Origin of the sequence: Burkholderia mayonis, from assembly GCF_001523745.2 — a bacterium.
Taxonomy (GTDB): domain Bacteria; phylum Pseudomonadota; class Gammaproteobacteria; order Burkholderiales; family Burkholderiaceae; genus Burkholderia; species Burkholderia mayonis.
Genome location: NZ_CP013386.1, coordinates 3,745,861 through 3,770,545 on the forward strand (window position 1 = coordinate 3,745,861; position 24,685 = coordinate 3,770,545).

Sequence of the window (24,685 nt, forward strand, 5' to 3'; positions counted from 1 at the left end):
GCGCCCGGCGCCGACCATGGAATACAGTCCGCCGCCCCTCTTCAAACAAGGTCCGTCCGCGCTCGCGCGGCTGACCTTCTTCGTCGTCCTGGCGATCGCGCTCCTCATCTCGGACGCGCGCTTCAACACACTCGAAATCGTCCGCGGCGTCCTCGGCACCGTGCTCTATCCGCTGCAGCGCGCGGCGCTCGTGCCGCGCGACCTGTTCGTCGGCGCGACCGAGCTCGCGACGTCGAGCGCGTCGCTGCGGCACGAAAACCAGCAATTGCGCGACCGCAACCTGACGCTGTCGCTGCAGGCGAACCAGGCAGGCCAGCTCGCTGCCGACAATGCGCACCTGCGCGCGGTGCTCGAGCTGCGCCAGCAGATCGCCGCGCAGGCGACGCCCGTCGAGATCCAGTACGACACCGGCGACCCGTTCTCGCAAAAGATCATCATCGGCCACGGCGCGCAGGCGGGCATCCAGGACGGCGCGCCCGTCGTCAACGAGGACGGCGTGATCGGCCAGGTCACGCGCGTGTTCCCGCTGCAGTCGGAAGTCACGCTCGTCACCGATCGCGACCTCGCGATTCCGGTCCAGGTGCTGCGCACCGGGTTGCGCAGCGTGATCTACGGCACGCCGAAGGGCGACGCGCTCGATCTGCGCTTCGTGCCGACGAGCGCCGACCTGCTCGTCGGCGACGAGCTCGTGACGAGCGGCCTCGACGGCGTCTATCCGCCGGGGCTGCCGGTCGCGAAGGTCGTACGCGTCGACAAGCTCGCCGACACCGCGTTCGCGCACGTCGTCTGCGCACCGGTCGCCGCGGTGCGCGGCGCGCGCGAGATGCTCGTGCTGCACTACCGCACCGACGTCCCGCCGCGGCCCGCGACCGACGACGCCGCGAGCGACGCGAAGTCGGCGAAGGGCAAGAAGGCGGCGAAGGGCGCGGACAAAAACGCGAAGGCGGCGGACAAGAGCGCCGACAAGGGTGCGAAGCCCGCCGCGCAACCGCCCTCGCCCGCCCAGAACCGCCCGGCCGGCGCGGCGCAGCCCGCCGCCCCGCTCAAACCCGCGGCCGCGCCGTCGCAAGGAGCGCAGCGATGAACCGCCCTCAGTACATCCTGCAGCCGGTCAATCCGTACTTCATCGTCTTCAGCCTCGCGGCCGCGTTCCTGCTGAACCTGATGCCGTGGGGGCGGATCCCCGGCGTGCCCGATTTCGTTGCGCTCGTCGTGCTGTTCTGGAACATCCACCAGCCGCGCAAGGTCGGGATGGGCGTCGCGTTCATGCTCGGCATCCTGATGGACGTCCACGACGCGGGCCTCCTCGGCGAGCACGCGCTCGCGTACACGCTGCTCGCGTACGGCGCGATCACGATCCACCGGCGCGTGCTGTGGCTGCCGCTCGGCGTGCAAATTTTCTACGTCGCGCCGCTTCTCGTGCTCGCGCAGCTCGTGCCGTTCGTGATCCGGCTGCTGATGGGCGCCGCGTTTCCCGGCTGGAGCTATCTCGTCGACGGTTTCGTCGAGGCGGCGCTGTGGCCGATCGCGAGCCATCTGCTGCTAATGCCGCAGCGCCGTCCGGTCGACCCGGACGACACGCGGCCGATCTGACGCGCCGCGCCGCCAGGATTTCCACGTTGAACGCCCGCCGACCGCCCGCCCGCCCGCCGCTAGCGTTTTGCGGCCGCAGCGCGCCGGCCTGCGAGTGGGCGCGGCCCGCGCGAGCGCGCCGTGTCGGCACCGCCCGACACACCGGCGCAGCGACGGAAAGCACGCCCCTTCATCCGTAATCGCATGACCGAATTCAAGGACACTCAACAGCAGCTCTCGAAGTTCCGCCTGCGCGTCGCGGCGGCGGGCGTGTTCGTGTTCGTCTGCTTCGGCCTGCTCGCCACGCGGTTCTTCTACCTGCAGGTCTGGCAGCACGGCAAATACGCGCTGCAGGCCGAGGAAAACCGGATCTCGGTCGCGCCGATCGTCCCGAACCGCGGGATCATCACCGACCGCAACGGCGTCGTGCTCGCGAAGAACTACTCGGCGTACACGCTCGAGATCACGCCGTCGAAGCTGACCGACACGCTCGAAAACACGATCAACGCGCTCTCCGAAGTCGTGCAGATCGACGCGCGCGACCGCCGCCGCTTCAAGAAGCTGCAGGAGGACTCGAAGAACTTCGAGAGCCTGCCGATCCGAACGCGCCTGACCGACGACGAAGTCGCGCGCTTCACCGCGCAGCGCTGGCGCTTCCCGGGCGTCGACGTGCGCGCGCGCCTGTTCCGCCAATATCCGCTCGGCCCAACGGCCGCGCACGTGATCGGCTACATCGGCCGGATCTCGAAGCGCGACCAGGACCGCATCGACGCGATGAGCGACGAGAACGACAGCGATCCGGAAACCTACGATCCGCGCCGCGACGCGAACAACTACAAGGGCACCGACTACATCGGCAAGGTCGGCGTCGAGCAGAGCTACGAGACGGAGCTGCACGGGATCACGGGCTTCGAGGAAGTCGAGGTGACAGCGGGCGGGCGGCCGGTGCGCACGCTGTCGCGCACGCAGGCGACGCCCGGCAGCAACCTCGTACTGTCGCTCGACATCGGACTGCAGCAGGTCGCCGAGCAGGCGTTCGCCGGCAAACGCGGCGCGCTCGTCGCGATCGAGCCGAAGACAGGCGACGTGCTCGCGTTCGTGTCGTCGCCGAGCTTCGACCCGAATTCGTTCGTCGACGGGATCGACCAGCAGACCTGGGACGAGCTCAACAACTCGCCCGACAAGCCGCTCCTGAACCGCCCGCTGCACGGCACCTATCCGCCCGGCTCGACGTACAAACCGTTCATGGCGCTCGCAGGCCTGACGCTCGGCAAGCGCTCGCCGGGCTGGGGCTTCCAGGACCCCGGCTACTTCACGTTCGGCGGCCACACGTTCCGCAACGACGTGCGCTCGGGTCAAGGCTGGGTCGACATGAACAAGGCGATCATGGTGTCGAACGACACGTATTTCTACATGCTCGCGCGCGACCTCGGCGTGACCGCGATCGCGAATTTCATGAAGCCGTTCGGATTCGGCCAGATCACCGGCATCGACGTCCAGGGCGAGGCGCGCGGCGTGCTGCCGTCGCCCGAATGGAAGAAGAAGACGTTCAAGAAGGCCGCGCAGCAGAAGTGGTTCGACGGCGAGACGATCAGCCTCGGGATCGGACAAGGCTACAACTCGTTCACGATCCTGCAGCTCGCGCACGCGACCGCGACGCTCGCGAACGACGGCGTCGTCATGAAGCCGCACCTCGTGAAAGAGGTCGAGAACCCGATCTCGCGCGAGCGGCATCTGACCGTGCCGAAGGAAAGCGGCGCGATCCCGCTCAAGCAGGGCGACCTCGACGTCGTGAAGCGCGGGATGGAAAACGTCGTCGAGAATCCGTCCGGCACCGCGTTCAAGGTGTTCCGCGGCGCGCCGTACCTCGCGGCGGGCAAGACCGGCACCGCGCAGGTGTTCTCGCTGCAGGGCGGCAACTACCGCGGCCACCTGCTTGCCGAGCATCTGCGCGACCACGCGCTCTTCATCGCATACGCGCCCGCCGACCATCCGCAGATCGCGATCGCGCTGATTGTCGAGAACGGCGGCTGGGGCGCACAGTCCGCAGGCCCAATCGCGCGGCGCGTGCTCGATTTCTATCTGCTCGACCGCAAGAATCCCACGACGGAAGCCGCAGCCGTCGCGGCGGCCGCGTCGGCGACCGAGCCGGTCAACGCGCCCGTGATCGGCGACGCGACGAAGCCTGTCGGCGTTGCGGCCGGGTTCAAGGCGCTGCCTCGGCCGACGCCGCCCGCGGCAGCGAGCGGAGCGGAGGCGGCGTCGGGCGCAAGCGGGGCGGCGGCCAGCGACGCAAATGCCGGCGTCGGCGCAGCGGGCACTCGCGCGGCCCCCCATGCAATCGGCACCGCGACGAGCGCAACGGCCAGCGCTCCAGGCGCAACCGCGACGGCCGTCAGCGCCGCGAGCGCGCCGCCTGCGGCCCGCCGCCTGCCTACGCGCAAACCGCGCCGCGCGCCGGCGAGCGACGCGGCGATCACCGCCGCCGCGCCGCGGAACGACAACCGCGCCATCCCCGCCGAGAAGCCGGCGCGGGGCGGCATCGACGAGTAACGGAGACAGGCATGCAATTCGACAAGCGCGCCTCGCTCGACAAGATCAAGCAGATGTTCGCGGGCTTCGACCGACCGCTCGCGCTCATCGTGTTCCTGCTGCTGTGCGTCGGCATCGTCACGCTCTACAGCGCGAGCATCGACATGCCCGGACGCGTCGAAGACCAGTTGCGCAACATCCTGCTGACGTTCGCGCTGATGTGGGTGATTGCGAACATTCCGCCGCAGACGCTGATGCGCTTCGCCGTGCCGCTCTATTCGTTCGGCGTCGCGCTCCTCGTCGCGGTCGCGCTGTTCGGAATGACGAAAAAGGGGGCGAAGCGCTGGCTGAACGTCGGCGTCGTGATCCAGCCGTCCGAGATCCTCAAGATCGCGACGCCGCTGATGCTCGCGTGGTACTACCAGCGACGCGAAAGCAGCCTGCGCTGGTACGACTTCGTCGTCGCGTTCGGCATCCTGATGGTGCCCGTCGGCCTGATCGCGAAACAGCCGGACCTCGGCACCGCCGTCCTCGTGTTCGCGGCAGGCCTCTTCGTGATCTATCTCGCGGGGCTGTCGTACAAGCTGATCGTGCCGGTGCTCGTCGCCGGCGTGCTCGCGGTCGGCTCGATCGCCGTGTTCGAGAACCGCATCTGCCAGCCCGAAGTCGTCTGGCCGCTGATGCACGACTACCAGAAGCACCGCGTCTGCACGCTCCTCGACCCGACGTCCGATCCGCTCGGCAAGGGCTTCCACACGATCCAGGCAGTGATCGCGATCGGCTCCGGCGGCCCGCTCGGCAAGGGTTATCTGAAGGGCACGCAGGCCCACCTCGAATTCATTCCGGAGAAGCACACAGACTTCATCTTCGCGGTGTTCTCCGAGGAATTCGGGCTCGTCGGCGGGATCGTGCTGCTCACGCTCTACATGGCGCTGATCGCGCGCGGGCTCTACATCGCCGCACAAGGCGCGACGCTGTTCGGGCGGCTGCTCGCGGGGTCGCTCACGCTCGCGTTCTTCGTCTACGCATTCGTCAACATCGGGATGGTGAGCGGCGTGCTTCCCGTCGTCGGCGTGCCGCTGCCGTTCATGAGCTACGGCGGCACCGCGCTCACGACGCTCGGTATCGCCATCGGGCTCATCATGAGCGTCGGACGGCAGAAACGGCTGATGAAGAGTTGATCGAAGCGGCGCGCGATGTGCCGCTTTTTATGTCCGGCTTTCGGGCTCGCGTTCGAGCCGGCGTTCAGCGAGCCGGGTGCGGTGAACGCGCGGACTCGCGACGTTCTACCGTGTCGGTCGCGGTTGCCGCGCGTCGTGTCTGGCGCGCCAGCCTTGCGCGAGCCCGGTTTGCGGTTTGCGGTTTGCGGTTTGCGGTTTGCGGTTTGCGGTTTGCGGTTTGCGGTTTGCCAATTCGTCCGGTCCGATCAGTTCGACGGACCAGGCACCTTCGGCGCCAACGCACCACCCGGCCCCGCCTTCAGTTCAGCTGTCAGCTCCCGATACTTGAGCGCCGCCGCGTCGTCGCCTTGCGCGGCGGCCGCCGCGTAGTATGCGCGGGCGATGTTGAGGTTGCGCGCGACGCCGTCGCCGCCGTGCTCGTAGAACGACGCCGTCACGTATTGCGAAACCGGCTCGCCCGCGTCGGCCGCGCGCTTGTACCACGCGAACGCCTGCCGGTTGTCGCGCGGCGTGCCGCGTCCGTCGAGAAACTGGTTCGCAAGCGCGAGCTCGGCCTGCACGTGCCCTTGCCGCGCAGCCTTCAGGAACCAGCCGTGCGCGGCCGCCGGATCGCGCGCGACGAACTCGCCGTCGTCGAGCATCCGGCCATACACATATTGCGCCTGCGACATGCCCGCGTCAGCCGCGCGCTTCAGCCAGCGCAGCCCTTCCGGCACGTTCGCCGTCACGCCTTCACCCGTGATCAGCATCATCGCGTAGTCGAACGCGGCGAGACGGTTGCCGCGCGTCGCCGCGTCGTGAAACTGCACGAGCGCGGCGCGCAGATTGCCCGCGTTGTAGTCGGCGATCGCCGAGTTGGTTTCGCGCTCCGGATTCGGCTGCCTCTGCGCGCCCGACGCCTGTGCGAATACGCCGCCCGTCGCCGCGCCGAACGCCGTCGCGAGCAGTGCGCCGATCGCCGCGTCTTGCAGCGCGCGCCGCGCGCGCGCGAACGTCGGCGCGCGGCGGCTCTTCCCGTTCATCCCCGCACCTCCTGCAGCGCCTGCCGCGTCGCGCGCAGCAGCCACACGACATCCGCCGACAACGCAATCACGCGAAACCCGGCTTCGAGATACTGGCGCGCACCGGCCGCGTCGGCGGCGAAGATGCCGACCGGCACGCCGGCGCGCCGCCCCGCCGCGAGCACGTGTTCGAGCGCGGTCGCGACATCCGGATGCTTGGTATCGCCGAGATGCCCGAGGCTCGCCGACAGATCAGCCGGACCGACGAACATGCAATCGACGCCCGGCGTCGCCGCGATCCGCTCGGCCTCGTCGATCCCGCGCGCCGATTCGATCTGCACGATCGTCGCGATCTGTGCGTTCGCGGTCTGCACGTAGTCGCGCCGCATCCCGTAAGCCGCCGCGCGGACGACGCCCGCGACGCCGCGCAGCCCATCCGGCGCGTCGGCCGACTGAAAGCGGGTAAGCCGCACCGCGTGCGCGGCGTCGTCGGCCGTTTCGATGTTCGGGAACATCAGCGTGCGCGCGCCCGCGTCGAGCGCCCGCTTGACGAGCCACGGCTCGCGCGCCGGCACTCGCACGACGGGCTCGCTCGGCAGATGCGCGGCCGCGAGCGCACGCAGCTGCGCGGCGACGTCGTGGCTGTCGTTCGGCGCGTGCTCCATGTCGATGCACAGCCAGTCGAAGCCGGCATGCGCGAGCGCCTCGGTCGCCGCCGCGCTCGCGAGCGTGAGCCACAGGCCGAACAACGGCTCGTCACCGTCGCTCAGACGCGTCTTCAGGGAATTGGTAAGCGTGCTCATCGGCGGCCTCCTGTCGTGCGGCGCACGAGCGGACTGCGATTCGGAAGGAGCGGCGGGCTGCCGCCGGGTGGGCGCCGAGCCGCAAGGACGCGCGCGGTTCGTTCGTCGCGGCGGCCGATTCGATCATACCGTGATCGCAGCCGGTGCGCGGACTCGGGAAATACTGATGCGGGGTGAAGCCGCGCACGGCGGGGCGCGAACTGGTTGGTGCGATTCGGGGATTCGGGGATTCGGGGATTCGGGGATTCGGGGATTCGGGGATTCGGGGATTCGGAGATTCGGGGATTCGGAGATTCGGGGATTCGGCGGGTCGGCGGGTCGGCGGGTCGGCGGGTCGGCGGGTCGGCGGGTCGGCGGGTCGGCGGGTCGGCGGGTCGACAAGTTTGACGAATTATCGAACCAGGGCATCGACAGCTCGAACGATTCGCTGGCCGATCAGACAATTGCCCAGGACGACAGCAACAGAGGATCAACGAGTCAGCGGCTCGTGCTCAGTGCTCGGTGCTCGGTGCTCGGTGCTCGGCGAATCGACAAATCGACAAATCGACAAATCGACAAATCGACAAATCGACAAATCGACAAATCGACAAATGCGACGATCCGCTGATCCGCCGAGTTCAACGAATTCGGCCGAATCGCACCGCCACTGCTCATCCACACGAAACCGAGCGCCCCAAGCAAACCGGACAAGTACATCGAACGAAGGAGGGCGAAGAAAAAGCGCCGATGCGCGACCGCCTCGCGCACGCCGATGCGCATACCGCGGCGCACGCCGGCCGCCGGTGCCGAGCGCCGCGTACCGCCGCGCGTCAGACGCGCGCGTCGCGCTCGACGTCGGCCCAGCAGTTCGGCGTCTCGTAGAGACGCACACGCTCGAGGCGCAGATTGACGCCGTAATGCGCATCGTAGACGTTCGCGAGGATGTCGAACGCGATCGCTGCGAGATTCTCGACGGTCGGAATCCGGTCGAGGACGACCGTCTTGTGGTCGGCCATCTTCTCGAGGAACGAGCGCACGACGTCGTCGCGCGCATAGACGAGGAACGCGTGATCCCACTTGCTGACGAGGTGCTCCATCGCGAGCGCCTTCACATCGGCGAAATCCATCACCATCCCGCGGTCGGGTGCGCCCTCGGTATCGACAAGATCGCCGCGCAGCGTGATTTCGAGCACATAGCGATGGCCGTGCAGATTCCGGCACTGGCTGCGGTGATCGGGGATGCGGTGGCCCGCGTCGAATTCGAGTTTTCGGGTAATCAGCACGATGAATGAAGCGTAAGGCTCAAGGAATGTTCAGGTACTTGTGCGTCTGCATCGACAGTCGCCACTGCGGATGGCGCTTGCACCAGTCGATCGCGAGCTTGGTGTTGAAGTCGCGCGACGGGCCGTCCATCGGCTGCACGAGGAAGTGCTCGAAGTCGAGCTTCGCATAATCGGCAAGGCGCTGCTTGTCCTGCGGCACCACCACCTTCAGTTCGTTGCCCTTCGTGACGACGAGCGGCGCATCGGCCTTCGGGCTCACGCAGACCCAGTCGATCGACTCGAGCACGGGCAGCGACCCGTTCGTCTCGATCGCGATCGTAAAACCCGCCGCATGCAGCGCGTCGACGAGCGGCTGATCGAGCTGCAGCATCGGCTCGCCGCCCGTGCAGACGACGAAGCGATACGCTTCGCCTGCCGGCCACAGCGACGCGATCTTCGCTGCGAGCGACACGGCGTCCTTGAACTTGCCGCCGTTCTCGCCGTCGGTGCCGACGAAGTCGGTGTCACAGAAGCGGCACACCGCGCCGTCGCGATCCGCTTCGCGCCCCGACCACAGGTTGCAGCCGGCGAACCGGCAGAACACGGCCGGACGCCCGGCATTCGCGCCCTCGCCCTGCAACGTATAGAAGATTTCCTTGACCGTGTACGTCATGCTGCTTCGTTTCGGCTCGCGCCGTTCGCCTTCCGTTACTCGATGAATCCAGTTGTCGCCCGCGCCGTCGCGTGAGCACCGCGCCGCGTCAGACCGGCGCCTCCGTCACGCGCTCGCCGCGCAGATACGCTTCATAGCCGCGCTTGCGCAGCTTGCACGCCGGGCATTCGCCACAGCCGAAGCCCCAATCGTGCAGCTCCGAGCGCTCGCCGACGTAGCACGTGTGCGTCTCGATGCGAATCAGCTCGACGAACGGCTTGCCGCCGAGCTGCTCCGCGAGCCGCCACGTGTCGGCCTTGTCGAGCCACATCAGCGGCGTTTCCAGCACGAAGCGCGCGTCCATGCCGAGATTGAGCGTGATCTGCAGCGCCTTCATCGTATCGTCGCGGCAATCCGGATAGCCGGAAAAATCGGTCTCGCACATGCCGCCGACGAGCACGCGCAACCCGCGCCGATACGCGATCGCCGCGCCGATCGTCATGAACAGCAGATTGCGGCCCGGCACGAACGTGTTCGGCAGGCCGTTCGACGCCGTCTCGATCTCGATCGCGCGTGTCATCGCGGTGTCGCTGATCGAGCCGAGCACCGACAGATCGATCATGTGATCGTCGCCGAGCTTGTTCTCCCACTGCGGAAAACGCCGCTTCAGCGCATCGCGCACGCCCTCGCGGCATTCGAGCTCGACGCGATGGCGCTGGCCGTAGTCGAAGCCGAGCGTCTCGACGGTCTGATAGCGCTCGAGCGCCCAGGCAACACACGTAGCCGAATCCTGGCCGCCGGAAAACAACACGAGCGCGCCGTCCTTAGCGTCTGTCCGAATCACCTGATACTCCGTGAATGATGAGCGAGCGCGCCGGCGATCCGGCACGCGCCGGCGGCGCCGGCCCACCCAGTATAGGCAGCAGCGCCCGGCCGGAAACGGCGCGGCGCTTATGTCGCTCATCGCTCCGCGATGCAGCGGCGCACGGGCCCATGCCGTCCTCGAGCGCCGAAACGAAAAAAGGACTTGCGGCGCCCACCGGGGCACATCCTCAAGTCCTCTAAGTCTTTGAGTCGACGGAGATTTTATCACGCCTCCCCAAAACCGGCCGAGGACCGGAAATGCCGCTCCACAAACGAAAAACCCCAAGAATCTGGCGATTCTTGGGGTGGGATACTGCTGGTGGCCTGGGGCGGAATCGAACCACCGACACGCGGATTTTCAAAACGTACCGCTGACACCAGCGCCCCGTCTGGCAAGGCATCGCGGCCGCCCAAGAAGCGAAAAGCAGCCTGAAGTATTACACAACTTGGCACATTCCGGGCACAGCCCGGTTCATCCTCGGCACACGCGGCATCCGCGGGCCAGCCCCCGCGCGACGCTGAACGGGATGCCGGATCGCTCGCGCGCGCCATGCGGCAGAGTTGACTGTGCGCATGTAGCACTCGAGCACTGCCTTCGGAGTTTTACTGACGCGCACCAATCGCTTATAAATCAATGCCTTGCGCAACTCGCACGCTGCAAGATCAAGGCTAAACAGGGCGAGTCGAAGTCAATCCGGCCTATGCAAGCTGCAATTTAGCTGCACAACACCGACCGCTCTTCACCGGTTGTCAGGGGCTTCTGACACCCTGTCCAGCGGCGGGAAAACTCCGTCCGAGCATGCTAGGCCCTTGACGAATGCCTAATCTTGCACTATCTGACCAGTTAGCAAGGTGCTATGCTTCGCCCTGAAGCTGCACGCAATACTGTGTATACATCCAGTACTTTGATAAGATAACAAGGTGGGAATGATGGCGACCGGGGAACAAGGGCCTGTTGCACGTTGGTTTGCTCGCGAGACTCGCGGCTTACTCGGCGGGTTCTGCGGAGGGATCGTAGGATCGATTGTTGCATTCACAGCAATCAATCGCTGGAGCACGCCGCTCACTGTCGCATCGGCGGACTCAGTCTCGATCGCCAACACTTACATCGTCTACACAACCTTCGTAATTGCAGCGGTTGCCGCGCTGTTGGCGATTGCCGGCCTTATCTTCACCGAGCACTTTTCGATGGAGAAGGACGCTCACATAGAGAACGCGTTCAAGGCCCTGCTTGCGCAGCTTGCGACCGACGAAGAGAAGGCTGTGAAGTTCGTCAAAGAGCTGATGAAGAACCCCGGCGTCGTCCAGAGCGTGAGCGACAGCGTTGAGGAAAAGCTGAGCGAAATTGTCGCAAGGCGGAAAGCTCACGCCGGCCAGCGGGCGAATGATGCTCGCAACGAGAAGGATGCCTTAGACGATTTATCATCGTAAGAGGGAGGTCACATGGTTACCGAAACTACTGCCCCCCAAATGTTGACCGTGTCGGATTTGGGGAAATACCTGAAGGATGAATTCGACTATGACATCTTTGCGGGCGCACCGCCGGTCGATGTCGATGCCATCGCGCGACTCTTAGATATCAACGTTATCGAGTCGCCGACTTTCAACGGCTCAACGTCGGCGCCTGTCGATAGCGATACGGTGGGCCTGATTTCTCTTGAGCACGAAGGTAGGGCCACTGTCTGGATAAACACCAACCAGAATTCGTACGAACCACGACGTAGGTTTACGCTGGCGCACGAAATCGGCCACTTTTGTATGCATCGCGTTGAGGGACGGCTCGAGTTCGTCGATGACAAGAGCACGATGAGCCGCAGCGAATCTTATTGGACGAGACACGAATCGGAAGCAAATAACTTCGCGGCGGAACTCCTTATGCCCTCGCAGCTTATCCGATCCGTCGGCCGACCGATCATCGACGCTTATAAGCGTGAAAACGGCACGGAAAAGATGCCGCTGGATCGCTTCACTGCTCAAATGGCGCCTCGTTTCCGCGTCTCGAATCCTGCGATGGAATACCGAGTAAAAAATATGCTTGCTAGGCGCTAGCCTAGAATCCACTGAAGCTCGCTACGGCGAGCTTTTTTTCGCCCAAACCACGTCAGGCCAGTGATTGCCAAGCCGCATCAAAGCGCACGCGCTTGCATCAGAACGCACTATCCCCGCACACCTGCAAATTCCCCGAAACCCACGCCACAAGGGCCAGCAAGCAAAGGCGCCCGGTGCACTAGAACCACCCTGTCAAGCGAAGCCCGCAGGCGAGGAGGGGACCGCGCAAAGGCGGCTGCGGCGCCCTCCTTCGCACATCGGCCTCCTCCCCCCATTTCCGCCCCCATCCGCCCGCCTGACGGGACTACAGCGGCCTCGCGCGATCTGGCTGAAGCCCGGAGAACGCCCCGCGTCCCAAGGCGCTGTAGCGCCTCTATCCAAACGCAGTCGCATAGGCTTGCACTGGCCGCCAAGTTCCGATAGAAATTAGCGCAAGACTAACGGGGCGCCGCCGCGCTAGCCGAACCTGCGCCATAACAACCTGAGAGCTCTGTCCCGAGGAATACCCTATGCCCGCCGAGTGCACATTCGTCCTGAACCGCAGCCGCCTATCGACGCTGACCTGTCCAGGATTCGGAAGCGTCCCCGCCTTTTCCGGTAACGGCCGATACATCAACGATCCGGGCTCGACCGCCGTAGCGGATAAGGGGCCACTGCCCGCGGGCGTCTACTACATCATCGACCGGCAAAGCGGCGGCCATCTTGGCTGGTTCCGAGACACGGTGATGGATGCAGCCCTGAACACGAATCGCGCGGACTGGTTCGCGCTGTATCGCATTGACGGCCAGATTGACGACTGGACGATCGTCAACGGCATCCGCCGCGGCCATTTCCGCCTGCATCCGGTCGGCCGGCTGGGCGAAAGCGACGGGTGCATTACGCTGACGAGCCGTGGGCAGTTCGATAAGCTGCGGGCTTTCCTGAAAGCGCAACCGACTATGCAGGTCCCAGGCACCTCATTCAGGGCATATGGGAGGGTGACGGTTAAATGAAGATGATCGGCCGTATATTGCTGGCGCTGCTGCTTACCTGGCCTCTTCTGACGGGCATCTCGTCATCGCCGTTGCTGGTGCATTGGTTCGCAAACGGCGGCGAAGGCTGGAACGCGCTGTCGCCCGTGTTTCGCGCGCTCGGCTCTGACGGCGGCGAACAAAACGAAGAGATCTTCGTCGGCATCCTGCTCGTCATCAGCTTCGTCCTCGCGCTCGTTCTGTCGTTCGCCTTCTTCGGCTTGGTCGGCCGCCTCCGGCATTCGACCAATCGCTGACATTCGCAGCCTCGCGGCAACAGAAATCGGGACGATGGGACGCTAGACGGGACAACGGGACGCTAGTCGGGACACGAATGGGACAGCGACGGGATGCCTATGCGCCGTCGCGCCGAGCGACTCAGCAGCTCGCGCTCGTCAGACGCAAAAAAGGGCCGCGCCCGGTTGCCCGGTGCGCGGCCCTTCGTTCGGCGAATGCGATTCGCTATGCTGGCTTGTGCGTCTTGAGCCACTCCTTCAACGCAGCATTCACCCGCGTTTGCCAGCCTCGGCCGGTCGCTTTGAACGCGTCGAGCACGTCGTCGTCGAGTCGGATCGTCGTCGCGGTTTTGTGACTGCCGAGCGGCCGGCCCGGCCCGCGACGGACCAAGCGGTCGCCGACGTACTCGTCCGCCCTCTCAAAAAATTCGTCGGTCAGCTCCGGCGCGTCGTCCGGATCAACCCAATTGGTGTGCGTAGCTCGCTTGCTCACGGTCATTTGCTTTCCTCATGCTGATAATGCGGCGAGCCTCGCCGCGAGGCGTCCAAACCATCACGATCATGCGGCCGTCCAGCGTGCCGACCGTGATGTAACGCGATTCCACGTAATCCTCCCGCGTATCCTCCAATGTGAAGTGGTGCCCGGCGAACACCTCCACGGCACGCGCGAAATCCAGCCCCCGCTCGGTCAGTGTCTTGTCGCGTTTGTTGGGATCGAATTCAAGTTCCATAGCCATTATTGTATGTACAAAAACACCCTGTTGCAACGAATATTTGTACATACTTTTATCCGTATGAGCCAGCCGGCATCGGGGCTCGCACGCGTCCGCACGCGGTCAATGCGCTATGCCGCGAACGGCGCCGGCGGAATCTCGTAATCGTCGAACGCCACGACCTCCTCGCCGAGCCAGTCGTTCAGCTCGGCGAAGCGAGCCTGCAGCGGCTTGATTTCGTTGCGCCCGAACACGCGCGCGGCGGTGTCCGGCGTGCCGAACCCGCCCGAATTGCTCGGCACGATACCGAGCAGTTGCGGCGGCACGCGGTGCGCGGCGAGCAGATCGTCGCGCGTCACGTTCTTGATGTTGAAAAACTCGTCCTTCGCGGCGACCTCGGACACGGGGATGAGCTGGATGCCGTCCTTCTTCCCGCCCGGCGCGTACATGAAGACGTTGCGGAAGTTGCCCGGCCCCTTCGCGTTCTTTAACGCTTCCCGCATGTTGTCGACGTCGTCCTGCTTCTGCGCGGCGTCCGTCATGTACAGGATGAAGCCGGCGTGGCTGCCGTTCTCGTAGTACTTCCGCCGGAACAGCGTCGACGATTCGTTCAGCCAGGCCGAGTGCAGCGAGCTCAGATACTCGGGCAGGCCGTAGACCTCCTGATTGATGTCCGGCCGCATGAGCTGGAACACGCTGTCGGGCGCGAACTCGTGCCGGTCCTGCCAGCCGTTCACGTACACGAAGCCGCTGAAATCCGCCTTGCGCCGTACGTACTTCGCGAGCGCCGGCTCAAGCCGCAGCGTGCCGCCGACCATGTTGCGGCGGCGTTCCAGATAGCCGTTGCCGAACGTCAGGAAATCGAGCGCCCACCGCTCGAACGCGTGCCGCGACAGCCAGCGGTGCGGGCGGAACGTCGACGCGAGCACGTTCGCCTTGAAAAAGAGCGCCGAGCTATGGTGCGTGCTCGCGCGAAACGATTTCGCCAGGCCGGCGAAGCTGACCGGCGGCTCGAACCATTCGCCGTTCGACCAACACTCGACGTAATCGAGAATCTCGGCCCGGTTCATGACGGGCGTGGGATCGTCGAACGTGAAGACCTCGGCGCGCGCCGGCGCGGCGCTGCCGGCGCTCGGATTGGGCGCGGCCGCGAACGTGCGCGGCGCGCGCGATCGGCGCTTGCTCATGAGTAGAACTCCGTGAAAGAAGATGAATGGATGCCGCCGCCGGCGAGCGGCTCGCGGTCGATCGCGTGCAGGCAGGCCCACGCCAGGTCGGCGTGGCCCGTCTCGTCGTTGCGGCCGGCGGTGTAGGTGGATTGGCGGCCGCTTGCCGTCATCGTCTGCTTGATCGCCATGAACGACGCGGCCAGATCGATCCACCCCGCGTCGAATTGCAGGCGGCCGTTGCGGATGACGGACTGGCCCTTGAGCACGAGGCGGGTTTTCACCTCGGGCGAGTAGTTCAGCGCGACGGCGGCCGGGAAGAATTTACACACGAGCTGATAGACGCCCTGGCCCATGCCCGTCGTGTCGATCGCGATATAGCCGACGTTGTAGCGCTGCGTGATCGCCTCGATCGCCGCGGCCTGCTCTTCGAAGTCGTTGCCGCGGAACTGGTGACGTTCGAGCACGCGGAAGGCGCCGCCGTCGACGCGCGGCGGCGCCACGACGACGAGCCCCGCCGAGTCGCCCGTGAGCGCCGGATCGTAGCCGACCCACACCTCGCGATGACCGAACGGCCGCAGCAGCAGCGGCGAGAAGTCCTCCGCCCATTCTTCCCACGAGTCGACCATGCAGCGCTGCAGGTCCGACAGCTTGAACACCGACAGCGAATCGTCGATGAACTGGCACATCAGCAGATTCGCGAATTCCTCGGCGCTGTACTCGCGGCGCAGCTCGTCAATATCGAACAGGTCGCAGCCGCCCGCCATCGCGTCGAGCACGGTCACGATCTGCCGCCACTGCGCGTCCTCGCACAACATGCCGCGCACGAGTGCCTCGTGGCTCGTGTCGATCTGGATGCGATCGGCCGCGGCGCGGCCGCGATTCGCGTGCGCGCCGCTCCAAAACGCGTACGCCTCGTGCGTGACGCTCGACGGCGTGCTGAAGTAGGTCTTGCGCCAGCGCTTGTGCATCGCCATGCCGGACGCGACCTTGTTCAGCTCGCGGAACTTCGGAACCCAAAAGTATTCGTCGAAATAGAAATTGCCGTGGTACGACTGCGCGGTACGCGCGTTCGTCCCCAGGAAATACAGCGTCGCGCCGCTCGGCAAGATGATCGGATCGCCCGTGAGCTCGACGTCGGCGGCGTCGCGCGAGAACTGCGTGATGTACTGCTTGAAGACGTGCGCCTGCGCCTTGCTGGCCGATAGGAAGATCTGATTGCGGTCGGTGTCGAGCGCGTCGACGAGCGCCTCGCGCGCGAAGTACCACGTCGCACCGATCTGCCGCGACTTCAGAATGTTGCGCGTGCGCTGATCGCCGTTCCGATACCAGACCTTCTGATAGTCGAACAGCGATTCGCGGAACGCTTCGATGATGCGCTCGTGCTGTTCCTCGCTGATTTCGTTGCGCGGCGCGCGGCGCTTCGGGCCGGCGTTGCGCGACGCAATCTTCGGGTTCAGGTCCGATTCCTTGCCCGTCTCGTCGTACTTGCGCACGCGCGCGAGCCGCTCGACCTGTCGGCCGAGTAGATCGATTTCCTTGTAGTCCGCGCCGTCCTTCTTGTCCTTCGCAATCAGCACCATCATGCGCACTTCGAGCGATGCCTCGATGCGCTCGATGGGTGTCGCATCCTTCCACTTTTCGCGGCGGCACCACGACGCGACGGTCGCGGGTTTCACGTCGAGATGGCGGGCGATCGACGAGAGGCGCCAGCCCTGCCAATAGAGCGTGCGCGCGACCTTGCGCACGTCGTTTTCGAGCTGATGGGAGTCCGTAGTTTCAAGCATGCGGCCAAGCGTAGGCCGCCGCGCACGCGCGAGCACGCGCAGCGGACTGTACCGGCGTGAGCCACAAACGCCACTCGTTGAGCCGTAGCGCGTGAACGTCGAACATGAGAACCACGCTCACTCAACCACGTTCGACCCTCTCTATGGCAAGCAAATCGAAATTCTTCCGCGTCGCAGTGGAAGGCGCGACCGTCGACGGTCGCGAGATCAAGCGTGAATGGCTCACGCAGATGGCGAAAAACTACGACCCGAAACTGTACGGCGCGCGACTGAACATCGAGCACATCAAGGGCTGGGCGCCGCTCTCGAATTTCAACCCGTTCGGCGCATACGGCGACGTGATCGCGCTGAAGGCGGCCGAAATCGAAGACGGCCCGCTGAAAGGAAAGATGGCGCTGTTTGCGCAAATCGATCCGACCGACGAGCTCGTCGCGCTGTCGAAGAAGCGCCAGAAGATTTTCACGTCGATCGAAATCAACCCCGACTTCGCGGACATCGGCGAGGCGTATCTCGTCGGGCTCGCCGCGACCGACGACCCGGCGAGCCTCGGCACCGAAGCGCTGCAATTCGCCGCGAAGCGCACGAACAACGTGTACTCGGCCGCGTGCGAAACGTCGATCGAATTCGAAGGCGCGACCGAGACGGCCGGCCTCAAGGAATGGGTGAAGGGCCTGTTCGCCCGCAACCGCGAGAACGACGACGAGCGCTTCGCCGACGTGCGCGAAGCCGTCGAACAGGTCGCGACCCATGCGCACGACACGGACCGCGAAGTCGCGACGCTGAGCGCGGCCGTGACGAGCGCCACGAGCGCGGCGGCCGACGCGAAGAAGCGCGCAGACGAAGCCTTCGCCGCCGTCGAAGCGCTCACCGAAAAGCTGTCGAACACCGACAACGGCGCGCCGCAGCGCCCGCCGTCGACCGGCTCGACGGGCGAGCTCGTGACCGACTGCTGACCCATCCCGCACACCACACAGGAGCATTCCCCGATGAGGAAGGAAACGCGCAAGGCGTACGAAGGGTACGCCACGCAAATCGCCAAGCTGAACGACACGGGCGACGTGTCGAAGAAGTTCGCGGTCGAGCCGACCGTGCAACAGAAACTCGAAACCAAAATCCAGGAATCCAGCGCGTTCCTGAAAAGCATCAACATCCTGCCCGTGATCGAGCTCGAAGGCGAGAAGCTCGGCCTGTCCGTGTCCGGCCCGATCGCGAGCCGCACCGACACCACGAAGGCCGCGCGGCAACCGGTCGACCCGACGGCGCTCGACAGCAACCGCTACCGCTGCGAGAAGACCGACTACGACACGGCGATTCCGTATCGCAAGCTCGACGCGTGGGCGAAGTTCCCTGACTTCCAGCAGCGCATCCGCGACGTGATCGTGAATCAAGCCGCGCTCGATCGCATCATGATCGGCTGGCACGGCGTGAAGGCGGCCGCGACGACCGACAAGCAGGCGAATCCGCTGTTGCAGGACGTCAATATCGGCTGGCTGCAACAGTACCGTGACCGCGCAGCGCAGCGCGTGCTGCACGAGGGCAAGCAGGCCGGCAAGGTGCTCGTCGGCAAGGCCGGCGATTACGAGAACCTCGACGCGCTCGTGATGGATATCGTCTCGTCGATGATCGATCCGTGGTTCCAGGAAGACACGGGCCTCGTCGCGATCTGCGGCCGCGAGCTGCTGCACGACAAGTATTTCCCGATCGTCAACACGACGCAGGCGCCGACCGAGCAGCTCGCGGCCGACCTGATCGTGAGCCAGAAACGCATCGGCAACTTGCCGGCCGTGCGCGTGCCGTTCTTCCCGAAGCGCGCGCTGATGGTGACGAAGCTCTCGAACCTGTCGATCTACTACCAGGAAGGCGCACGCCGGCGCACGCTCAAGGAAGTGCCGGAACGCGACCGCATCGAGAACTACGAATCGTCGAACGACGCCTACGTCGTCGAAGACTTCGGCTGCGGCTGCGTCGCGGAGAACATCGAACTGGTGACCGCATGACGATCAACACGCCCGCTCGCGCGCACTTCGAACGCGTCTCGGCCGCGCGCGCGGCGGCCGCCGTGTCGCCCGGCGAGACGATGAAAGGCGCGACGCCGTATGAGCTGATGCTCGCGAAGCTCGCGGCCGACCGCCGCGCGCTCAAGGGTATTCAGTCGATCGAGCGGAAGGTCGAGCTGAAACGCAAGCTGCTGCCGGAGTACGCCGACTACGTGGCGGGCGTGTTGAACGGCGGCCGCGGCGCGCAGGACGACGTGCTCGTGACGGTGATGGTCTGGCGCATCGACGCCGGCGACTTCGACGGCGCGCTCGCGATCGCGGCCTACGCGCTCGCGCACGGCTTGGCGCTGCCCGACCAGTTCGAGCGCTCGCTCGCGTCGCTCGTCGCCGAGCAGTTCGCCGACGCCGCGCTGTCGGCGTTCATGGATGGCGGGACGTTCGACGCGGCGAGTCTCGAGCTCGTCGACGATCTGACGCGCGATGCGGACATGCACGACCAGGTGCGCGCGAAGTTATGCAAGGCGCTCGGCTACGCGACGCAGGCCGACGCGCCGGCGCGCGCGCTCGACTATCTGCGCCGCGCGGTCGCGCTGAACGATCGCGTCGGCGTGAAAAAGGACATCGACCGGCTGACGAAGCAGGTCGAAGCCGCGGGCCGTCGGGGCGACGGCACCGACGGCACGTAAAGAGCCCACCTCGGCATGGCGGCACCGGCGCCCAGGCCCCACGCCTGACGGTTTCGGATCTTGTGCGCCGGTCCACCGCCACCTCATTGCGAATCGACCATGAACAGTTTTGTCGCTACTGCCGCGCCCACCGTCGCGGCGACGCCGATCGAAGGCACGTTGACGAACGACGGCTTCTTCCCGGACATCGACCTGTCCGCGCTGCGCGATGCGATGCGCCTGGACGGCACCGTGACGCGCGAACGGCTGCGGCACGCCGCGCGCGATGCGATGCTGACCGTGAACGACGAGCTCGCCGCGTGGCGCGCACGGCAGCGCGCGGCGGGCGCGGCGACGCTCGCCGACGTGCCGGCGCCGCGCATCGATGGCGAATCGGCACACGTGGCCCGCTACCGGCGCGCGGTGTACCACCTGACGCACGCGGACGTGACGGAGAAGTACCGCGGCTACGACACGACGAAGAGCGGCGGCCAGGTCGCGGCCGATCTGGCCGCGACGGTCGACGATTCGCGCCGCGCCGCGCGATGGGCGATCAGCGACATCCTCGGCATCGCGCGCTCGACGGTGGAGCTGATCTGATGGCCCGCCCCCTGTACCGCATTCGTCAGTTCGCGCAGTCCCGCGTGCGCGGCGGGAAACTGTTCTGCGCCGGCGCGTGCCAGGTGCAGCAGCACGTCGCTGGCCTGTTCTGGCTTGAGATTGCCTATTGCTCGGATCGCACCGGCGCGGAGGCGGCCATACGAGCCGCCGTGATCGCGCGCCGGCGAGCCCGGCTCAAGCCGCGCGTGCTCGGCCTGTTCGATCGCGACGGGCAGGCGCTCGGGCAATGAAGATCGCGGCGCTGCAAGGCGAGACGCTCGACGCGCTGTGCTGGCGGCACTACGGCAGCACGGCGGGCACGGTTGAAGCCGTGCTCGAAGCGAACCCCGGCCTCGCCGAGCTCGGCGTGGTGCTGCCGATGGGAACCGTCGTGGAGATGCCCGAGCGCCGCGCGATCGAGACGACCACGCCGCTATTGCAACTGTTTGACTGACCGGAGCCGAATGAATGGCTGAACCGAACACTTCTTCGGCCGCGGCGCTGTTCGCCGCGGTCGGCCTCGCCGGCATCGCGCCGGGCATCGACGGCGACGCGCTAATCGGCGCGTTCGCGGGCGCGGCGCTCGTCGTCGTCACGTCGAAAGACCTCGGCCTCGCGAAGCGCGCCGCATACATGCTCATCTCGCTCGTGATGGGCTACCTCGCCGCGCCTGAAATCATCCACGCCGTGCCGATCCGCTCGACGGGTGTCGCCGCGTTCTTCGCGGCCGCGCTCGTGATCGCGGTCACGCTGACGCTGATCGAGCGCGTGAAGGGCATGGACCTGTTCGCGCTGTTTCGCAAGGGAGACTGACGTGCATGTCTCGTCCGCACTCGTCGCGCTCGCCGCACACCTCGCCGTCATCGTGCGCGTGCTGACCTACCGCAAGAACGGCGCGCGGCATCGCTTCCACGTCGCGTGGGCAGCCTGGGTGATCGTCGCGATTTCGGGCGGCTCAGCCATCGAGCTGCTGTTTCATCCGAAGCCGACCGGCTTCTTTCACGCGGCGCTCGCGGTTCTGCTCGCCGTGCTGGTCTATCTCGCGCGCGGAAACGTCGCGCGCCTTCTACGGAGTGACGAAGCGTGAACATCCTTCGATTCAACGATCACGGCGCGGAAGTCGGGCTACTGCAGCAGCGCCTCGTGCGCGCCGGCTATCCGGTCGACGTGTCGCACCTCTACGACGAACAGACCGAGCGCGCCGTCCAGACGTTACAGGCGGCCGCGGGCCTCGTCGTCGACGGCATCGCCGGCCCGAAGACGTACCGGGTGCTCGCCAGCGGGCAGCGCGATCCGAAGCACCTGACGGACGCCGACCTCGTGCGCGCGGCCGACACGCTCGGCGTATCCGTCGCGTGCGTGCGCGCCGTCAACGAAGTCGAGTCGCGCGGCGTGGGCTTTCTGGACGACGGCCGGCCGAAGATTCTGTTCGAGCGGCATGTCATGTATCAGCGGCTCGGCGTGAATCTCGGCAAGGACGCGGCGGATGCGGCCGCCGCACGCTGGCCGAGCGTCGTCAATCCGAAGCGCGGCGGCTACCAGGGCGGCGCCGCCGAATACGTGCGGCTCGACACCGCGGCGCGCATCGACGCGGCATCCGCTTACGAGTCGGCGAGCTGGGGCGCGTTCCAGATCATGGCGTATCACTGGAAGCGCCTGGGTTACGCGAGCGTCGACGAATTCGTGTCCCGCATGGAGCTGGGCGAAGCCGAGCACCTCGACGCGTTCGTGCGGTACGTCGCGGCCGACAAGAAGCTGTTGGCCGCGCTTCGTGCCCGGAAGTGGGCGGCGTTCGCAGAAGGCTACAACGGCCCGGATTTCGCGATCAACCTGTACGACGTGAAGCTCGAACGGGCGTACGAAAAGTACGCCGGCACGGGCAAGGCGGCCGCATGAACCTGTCGCGCCTTCTGCCGTGGGCATTGCTGGCCGTCGTGTTCGCGCTCGTCGCGAGCTGCGGGCACAACCGTGCACTGCGCGTGGAGCGCGACCGGGCGACGGAAGACGCGCGCCGGGCCAACCGGGACGCGGAAGCCCGAGCAGCGGTCATCGAGCGTTTGTTGACTGACGCCCGCGCGAAGGACGAGCAGCGCGCGCAGCTCGACCGCGCGCGCGCCGGCGTCGACGCGACGCTCGCGACCTATCGAAACGAACTGCGGAGACTGATCGATGAAAACGCCGCCGTGCGCACCTGGGCTGCTGGCGCTCTGCCTGACGATGTTGTGCGCCTGCACGCAAGCCCCGCCCTCAATGGCGCCGACGATTACGCTCAACGAATGCGCGAGCGTGACGCGCTGCACGATGCCGGCGATGGCGCCGCGAACCAACGGTGAACTCAGCGACGCGCTGCACGTCGCGCGCGCGGCGTGGGCGCGCTGCGCGTCCGAAGTCGACATGATCGCGACGTGCCAGGCGCGCGTGCCGCAGGCGGACAGCGATGAATAAGCCGAACAGCCTGCGTGCGGCGCTCGTCGCCGCGTTGCCGCAGCTCAACGCGTCGCCGGATCAACTGCTCGTGTTCGTCAACGAAGGCCGGATCGAAGCGACGGGCACGCGCACGGCGTCGTTCGACTGCGAATACGAGTGCGAGATCATCATTCGCGATTTCATCGGCAGCGCGGACGATGTGATGATCGCCGTCGTCGAGTGGGCGCGCGCGAATCAGCCGGACCTCGTGACGAACCGGGACGCGCGCCGCAACAGCATCACGTTTGTCGCGGACATCCTGTCGAACAACGCCGTCGACCTCGGGCTGAAAGTGAAGTTGTCGGAAAGCATCGTGGTCGGAACGGACGAAGCCGGCAACCGAACGGTCGAGCACATCGACGATGCGGCCGACGAGTGGCTCACATGACGGACGATCTTCAGGCGCTCGAGCAGTGGGCCGGCGCGCTGCTCGCGAAGCTGTCGCCGGCGGCCCGCCGTCAACTGCTGCGCGAGCTCGGCCGCGATCTGCGCCGCGCGCAGCAGTCGCGCGTCGCCGCGCAGAGGAACCCGGATGGTTCGGCGTATGCGCCGCGGAAGGTAAAGCGCGGCGGCAAGCGCTTGCGTGAGAAGGCCGGCCGCGTGAAGCGCGAGGCGATGTTTCGGAAGCTGCGCACGGCGCGCTATTTGCGAATCGACGTAGACGACGCCGGGCTCGCGATTGGTTTCGATGAGCGGCTGTCGCGTATCGCGCGCGTCCACCAGGAAGGCCAGAAAGCGCCCGTCGAGCCGGGCGGGCCGCTCGCGCAGTATCCGGTTCGCGTCGTGCTCGGTTTCGCGGATGCCGATCGCGAGCTCGTGCGCGATCGGCTAATACAGTATCTCAACCGATGACACACGCCGCCCAGATCGGCGGCGTAGAACGAGCGAAGTGCACTGACTGCGAACTTCCCTCTATTTCTTGCCGGCACTCACGAAATCATTGGGTGGCATGACGCCGAGCAACCATGAAAAGTCCTGCTTTGTCCAATTGGTTAACGGGGCTGGCAGTCCAATCGGCTGCGTCCCCGGAAAGGCGCCGAAATATGGATTTTGGACAATTGGCTTCGTATCGCTAGTAAATGAAGCATAAGCATGGCAGGTCATGCATGACGCTTTCTTCGGAGCCACTCCTGCATTAAATTCTGTAAATGAATTTCCTAGCAATACCGGCTTCCGGACAGGAGTATCAACCCCCGAAGTATAATTTGTTTGCACCCCAACCAAACGATAATTTTTGAATGCAATCGAAAGGTTGGCTTTATCAATTAAGGTATCCAAATCGGCTGTTCGAGAAGTCACTTGGCCGTTGCTAATCGGAGGGCTTGACCCCCATGGATCGTTACAATTTGAGTAGAGATCTGATTTGCAGCGATTCGGATTTGTAATTTCACTCTGGGGTTCGAACGTGGCCCACACCCAATTATTTGTTAACTTTGAATTCAAATGGAAGCTGACCATAGCATAACACACGCCGTCAATTTTCTCCAAATAATATTCTTTAGAATCAATATCACAATTAAGTTTTTCCTTGATTGAGCTGGCTGGCAGCCAATCCACCTTAATCTCGATGGCTGTTCGAGGAAAATTGATCTTTCCGTTGTTAGCGACATAATCTTTCTGCCCAGGAAGAGTTTGCAGACTATATTTGACGCTTTTCCCAGATGGAGAGGTAATAAAATCCGCAGCATCTTGATTGACATGCACCTCTTCACAGAACTCTGGATTCTTCGTCAAATTTTTTGGCACGAAAGGCAAGAAAGCGCCAGACGGCGCGTTATCTTTTGTCGTCATTGGCTGACAGGTTTTCTTAAAATCAAAATTTCTCGTTGCAAGTATGCTGGCATGCAAGCGCGTTTGATTAGCATTATTGGTGCAGTCCTTTTTGCCGCTCTTTAAACAATCTTGTTCCGGCCAAGTCTCCCATGTGAGAGGAAGATCGGTTTTCCCGGAATCGCAGTTAGCGGCAACAAAAATCTGCCATGCCAAATGTTGATATCTATTATTCCCATCTGGAATTTTAGTTGGGAGCTTGCAAGCTGCCGGATCTCTGGGCTGACCGGCATATGTTTGTGTGGAATACAAAGGAATAGTTGAATAAATTAATGCAATAGCAACGGGAATCGCATTGAGCTTCTTCATGCTCTTACCCT

At 64.9% G+C, this 24,685-nt stretch carries 31 protein-coding genes and 1 pseudogene; 21 read left to right on the forward strand and 11 right to left on the reverse strand.

Annotated elements, in window-relative coordinates; all coding sequences use genetic code 11:
- Positions 1–16 precede the first annotated feature (16 nt).
- The 4 genes from mreC to rodA all read left to right on the forward strand — a co-directional run bounded on the left by mreC (position 17) and on the right by rodA (position 5,285).
- Complete coding sequence (gene mreC, locus WS70_RS18125) at positions 17–1,084, forward strand: rod shape-determining protein MreC (RefSeq protein ID WP_059471478.1); 1,068 nt, start codon at positions 17–19, stop codon at positions 1,082–1,084.
- Positions 1,081–1,593 carry a rod shape-determining protein MreD gene (gene mreD / locus WS70_RS18130; protein ID WP_059596306.1) on the forward strand — a complete coding sequence of 171 codons (513 nt, stop codon included), beginning with the start codon at positions 1,081–1,083 and terminating at the stop codon, positions 1,591–1,593. The genes mreC and mreD overlap by 4 nt, the downstream gene beginning before the upstream one ends.
- Positions 1,594–1,776: 183 nt before the next feature.
- Positions 1,777–4,125 (forward strand): penicillin-binding protein 2, encoded by a 2,349-nt coding sequence (gene mrdA / locus WS70_RS18135; RefSeq protein ID WP_059596307.1) that lies wholly within the window; start codon positions 1,777–1,779, stop codon positions 4,123–4,125.
- 11 nt (positions 4,126–4,136) lie between these two features.
- Complete coding sequence (rodA, locus tag WS70_RS18140; RefSeq protein WP_059471475.1) at positions 4,137–5,285, forward strand: rod shape-determining protein RodA; 1,149 nt, start codon at positions 4,137–4,139, stop codon at positions 5,283–5,285.
- 245 nt (positions 5,286–5,530) lie between these two features.
- On the opposite strand, the gene WS70_RS18150 is transcribed toward rodA, so the two are convergent.
- The 6 genes from WS70_RS18150 to queC all read right to left on the reverse strand — a co-directional run bounded on the left by WS70_RS18150 (position 5,531) and on the right by queC (position 9,826).
- Positions 5,531–6,307, reverse strand: coding sequence for a tetratricopeptide repeat protein (locus WS70_RS18150; RefSeq protein ID WP_059471474.1), 777 nt, complete (start codon positions 6,305–6,307; stop codon positions 5,531–5,533).
- Positions 6,304–7,089 carry an HpcH/HpaI aldolase family protein gene (locus tag WS70_RS18155; protein ID WP_059471473.1) on the reverse strand — a complete coding sequence of 262 codons (786 nt, stop codon included), beginning with the start codon at positions 7,087–7,089 and terminating at the stop codon, positions 6,304–6,306. The genes WS70_RS18150 and WS70_RS18155 overlap by 4 nt, the downstream gene beginning before the upstream one ends.
- A gap of 477 nt (positions 7,090–7,566) precedes the next feature.
- Positions 7,567–7,860, reverse strand: coding sequence for a hypothetical protein (locus WS70_RS18170; protein ID WP_203235990.1), 294 nt, complete (start codon positions 7,858–7,860; stop codon positions 7,567–7,569).
- Between the two features lie 38 nt (positions 7,861–7,898).
- Complete coding sequence (gene queD / locus WS70_RS18175) at positions 7,899–8,351, reverse strand: 6-carboxytetrahydropterin synthase QueD (protein ID WP_059471471.1); 453 nt, start codon at positions 8,349–8,351, stop codon at positions 7,899–7,901.
- 19 nt (positions 8,352–8,370) lie between these two features.
- Positions 8,371–9,003, reverse strand: a complete 633-nt coding sequence (gene queE, locus WS70_RS18180) for a 7-carboxy-7-deazaguanine synthase (protein ID WP_059471470.1) — start codon at positions 9,001–9,003, stop codon at positions 8,371–8,373.
- Between the two features lie 88 nt (positions 9,004–9,091).
- Positions 9,092–9,826, reverse strand: coding sequence for a 7-cyano-7-deazaguanine synthase QueC (gene queC / locus WS70_RS18185; protein ID WP_059471469.1), 735 nt, complete (start codon positions 9,824–9,826; stop codon positions 9,092–9,094).
- A gap of 947 nt (positions 9,827–10,773) precedes the next feature.
- Between queC and WS70_RS18195 the strand changes: the two genes are divergently transcribed.
- The 4 genes from WS70_RS18195 (at position 10,774) to WS70_RS18210 (ending at position 13,162) form a co-directional block, all read left to right on the forward strand.
- Complete coding sequence (locus WS70_RS18195) at positions 10,774–11,277, forward strand: hypothetical protein (protein WP_059596309.1); 504 nt, start codon at positions 10,774–10,776, stop codon at positions 11,275–11,277.
- Between the two features lie 12 nt (positions 11,278–11,289).
- Positions 11,290–11,895: an ImmA/IrrE family metallo-endopeptidase gene (locus WS70_RS18200; RefSeq protein WP_059596310.1), complete on the forward strand. Its 606-nt coding sequence runs from the start codon at positions 11,290–11,292 to the stop codon at positions 11,893–11,895.
- 509 nt (positions 11,896–12,404) lie between these two features.
- Positions 12,405–12,887: a DUF2778 domain-containing protein gene (locus WS70_RS18205; RefSeq protein ID WP_059473839.1), complete on the forward strand. Its 483-nt coding sequence runs from the start codon at positions 12,405–12,407 to the stop codon at positions 12,885–12,887.
- Positions 12,884–13,162: a hypothetical protein gene (locus tag WS70_RS18210; protein WP_059473840.1), complete on the forward strand. Its 279-nt coding sequence runs from the start codon at positions 12,884–12,886 to the stop codon at positions 13,160–13,162. Before WS70_RS18205 ends, WS70_RS18210 begins: the two co-directional genes overlap by 4 nt.
- A 205-nt stretch (positions 13,163–13,367) precedes the next feature.
- Here WS70_RS18210 and WS70_RS18215 read toward each other — a convergent pair whose 3' ends face one another.
- The 4 genes from WS70_RS18215 to WS70_RS18230 form a co-directional block, all read right to left on the reverse strand.
- Positions 13,368–13,640, reverse strand: a complete 273-nt coding sequence (locus WS70_RS18215) for a BrnA antitoxin family protein (RefSeq protein ID WP_059473841.1) — start codon at positions 13,638–13,640, stop codon at positions 13,368–13,370.
- Complete coding sequence (locus WS70_RS18220; protein WP_059473851.1) at positions 13,600–13,872, reverse strand: BrnT family toxin; 273 nt, start codon at positions 13,870–13,872, stop codon at positions 13,600–13,602. Before WS70_RS18220 ends, WS70_RS18215 begins: the two co-directional genes overlap by 41 nt.
- Positions 13,873–13,985: 113 nt before the next feature.
- On the reverse strand, positions 13,986–15,041 hold the full coding sequence (locus tag WS70_RS18225) for a phage portal protein (RefSeq protein ID WP_108033978.1): 1,056 nt from the start codon (positions 15,039–15,041) through the stop codon (positions 13,986–13,988).
- Entirely contained in the window at positions 15,038–16,807 is a 1,770-nt protein-coding gene (locus WS70_RS18230) for a terminase ATPase subunit family protein (protein WP_108033979.1), read from the reverse strand. The genes WS70_RS18225 and WS70_RS18230 overlap by 4 nt, the downstream gene beginning before the upstream one ends.
- A gap of 143 nt (positions 16,808–16,950) precedes the next feature.
- On the opposite strand from WS70_RS18230, the gene WS70_RS18235 reads away from it, so the two are divergent.
- The 13 genes and pseudogenes from WS70_RS18235 (at position 16,951) to WS70_RS18295 (ending at position 23,387) form a co-directional block, all read left to right on the forward strand.
- Complete coding sequence (locus tag WS70_RS18235; protein ID WP_059596552.1) at positions 16,951–17,760, forward strand: GPO family capsid scaffolding protein; 810 nt, start codon at positions 16,951–16,953, stop codon at positions 17,758–17,760.
- Positions 17,761–17,793: 33 nt separating this feature from the next.
- The gene (locus WS70_RS18240) at positions 17,794–18,804 is read left to right on the forward strand and encodes a phage major capsid protein, P2 family (protein WP_059596553.1); all 1,011 of its coding nucleotides are present in this window, start codon (positions 17,794–17,796) and stop codon (positions 18,802–18,804) included.
- The gene (locus WS70_RS18245) at positions 18,801–19,490 is read left to right on the forward strand and encodes a phage terminase small subunit (RefSeq protein WP_059596554.1); all 690 of its coding nucleotides are present in this window, start codon (positions 18,801–18,803) and stop codon (positions 19,488–19,490) included. Before WS70_RS18240 ends, WS70_RS18245 begins: the two co-directional genes overlap by 4 nt.
- 99 nt (positions 19,491–19,589) lie before the next feature.
- Positions 19,590–20,069 carry a head completion/stabilization protein gene (locus tag WS70_RS18250; RefSeq protein ID WP_059596555.1) on the forward strand — a complete coding sequence of 160 codons (480 nt, stop codon included), beginning with the start codon at positions 19,590–19,592 and terminating at the stop codon, positions 20,067–20,069.
- On the forward strand, positions 20,069–20,320 hold the full coding sequence (locus WS70_RS18255) for a hypothetical protein (protein WP_059596556.1): 252 nt from the start codon (positions 20,069–20,071) through the stop codon (positions 20,318–20,320). The genes WS70_RS18250 and WS70_RS18255 overlap by 1 nt, the downstream gene beginning before the upstream one ends.
- A complete protein-coding gene (locus WS70_RS18260; RefSeq protein ID WP_004524438.1) occupies positions 20,317–20,523 on the forward strand; it encodes a tail protein X in 207 nt (68 codons plus the stop codon). The genes WS70_RS18255 and WS70_RS18260 overlap by 4 nt, the downstream gene beginning before the upstream one ends.
- A gap of 14 nt (positions 20,524–20,537) precedes the next feature.
- On the forward strand, positions 20,538–20,882 hold the full coding sequence (locus WS70_RS18265) for a putative holin (RefSeq protein WP_059596557.1): 345 nt from the start codon (positions 20,538–20,540) through the stop codon (positions 20,880–20,882).
- Between the two features lies 1 nt (position 20,883).
- On the forward strand, positions 20,884–21,156 hold the full coding sequence (locus tag WS70_RS18270) for a phage holin family protein (RefSeq protein ID WP_004524440.1): 273 nt from the start codon (positions 20,884–20,886) through the stop codon (positions 21,154–21,156).
- Entirely contained in the window at positions 21,153–21,965 is an 813-nt protein-coding gene (locus WS70_RS18275) for an N-acetylmuramidase domain-containing protein (protein ID WP_059596558.1), read from the forward strand. The genes WS70_RS18270 and WS70_RS18275 overlap by 4 nt, the downstream gene beginning before the upstream one ends.
- Positions 21,962–22,318: pseudogene (gene lysB, locus WS70_RS18280) on the forward strand (Rz-like lysis system protein LysB); the annotation flags it as partial. The gene WS70_RS18275 and the pseudogene lysB, both read left to right, overlap by 4 nt.
- Positions 22,239–22,514, forward strand: a complete 276-nt coding sequence (gene lysC / locus WS70_RS32975) for an Rz1-like lysis system protein LysC (RefSeq protein WP_226382784.1) — start codon at positions 22,239–22,241, stop codon at positions 22,512–22,514. The pseudogene lysB and the gene lysC, both read left to right, overlap by 80 nt.
- On the forward strand, positions 22,507–22,923 hold the full coding sequence (locus WS70_RS18290; protein WP_059596561.1) for a phage tail protein: 417 nt from the start codon (positions 22,507–22,509) through the stop codon (positions 22,921–22,923). The genes lysC and WS70_RS18290 overlap by 8 nt, the downstream gene beginning before the upstream one ends.
- The gene (locus WS70_RS18295) at positions 22,920–23,387 is read left to right on the forward strand and encodes a phage virion morphogenesis protein (RefSeq protein WP_082722142.1); all 468 of its coding nucleotides are present in this window, start codon (positions 22,920–22,922) and stop codon (positions 23,385–23,387) included. The genes WS70_RS18290 and WS70_RS18295 overlap by 4 nt, the downstream gene beginning before the upstream one ends.
- Before the next feature lie 60 nt (positions 23,388–23,447).
- On the opposite strand, the gene WS70_RS31650 is transcribed toward WS70_RS18295, so the two are convergent.
- Positions 23,448–24,674, reverse strand: coding sequence for a hypothetical protein (locus WS70_RS31650; RefSeq protein ID WP_159082916.1), 1,227 nt, complete (start codon positions 24,672–24,674; stop codon positions 23,448–23,450).
- Positions 24,675–24,685: the final 11 nt, after the last annotated feature.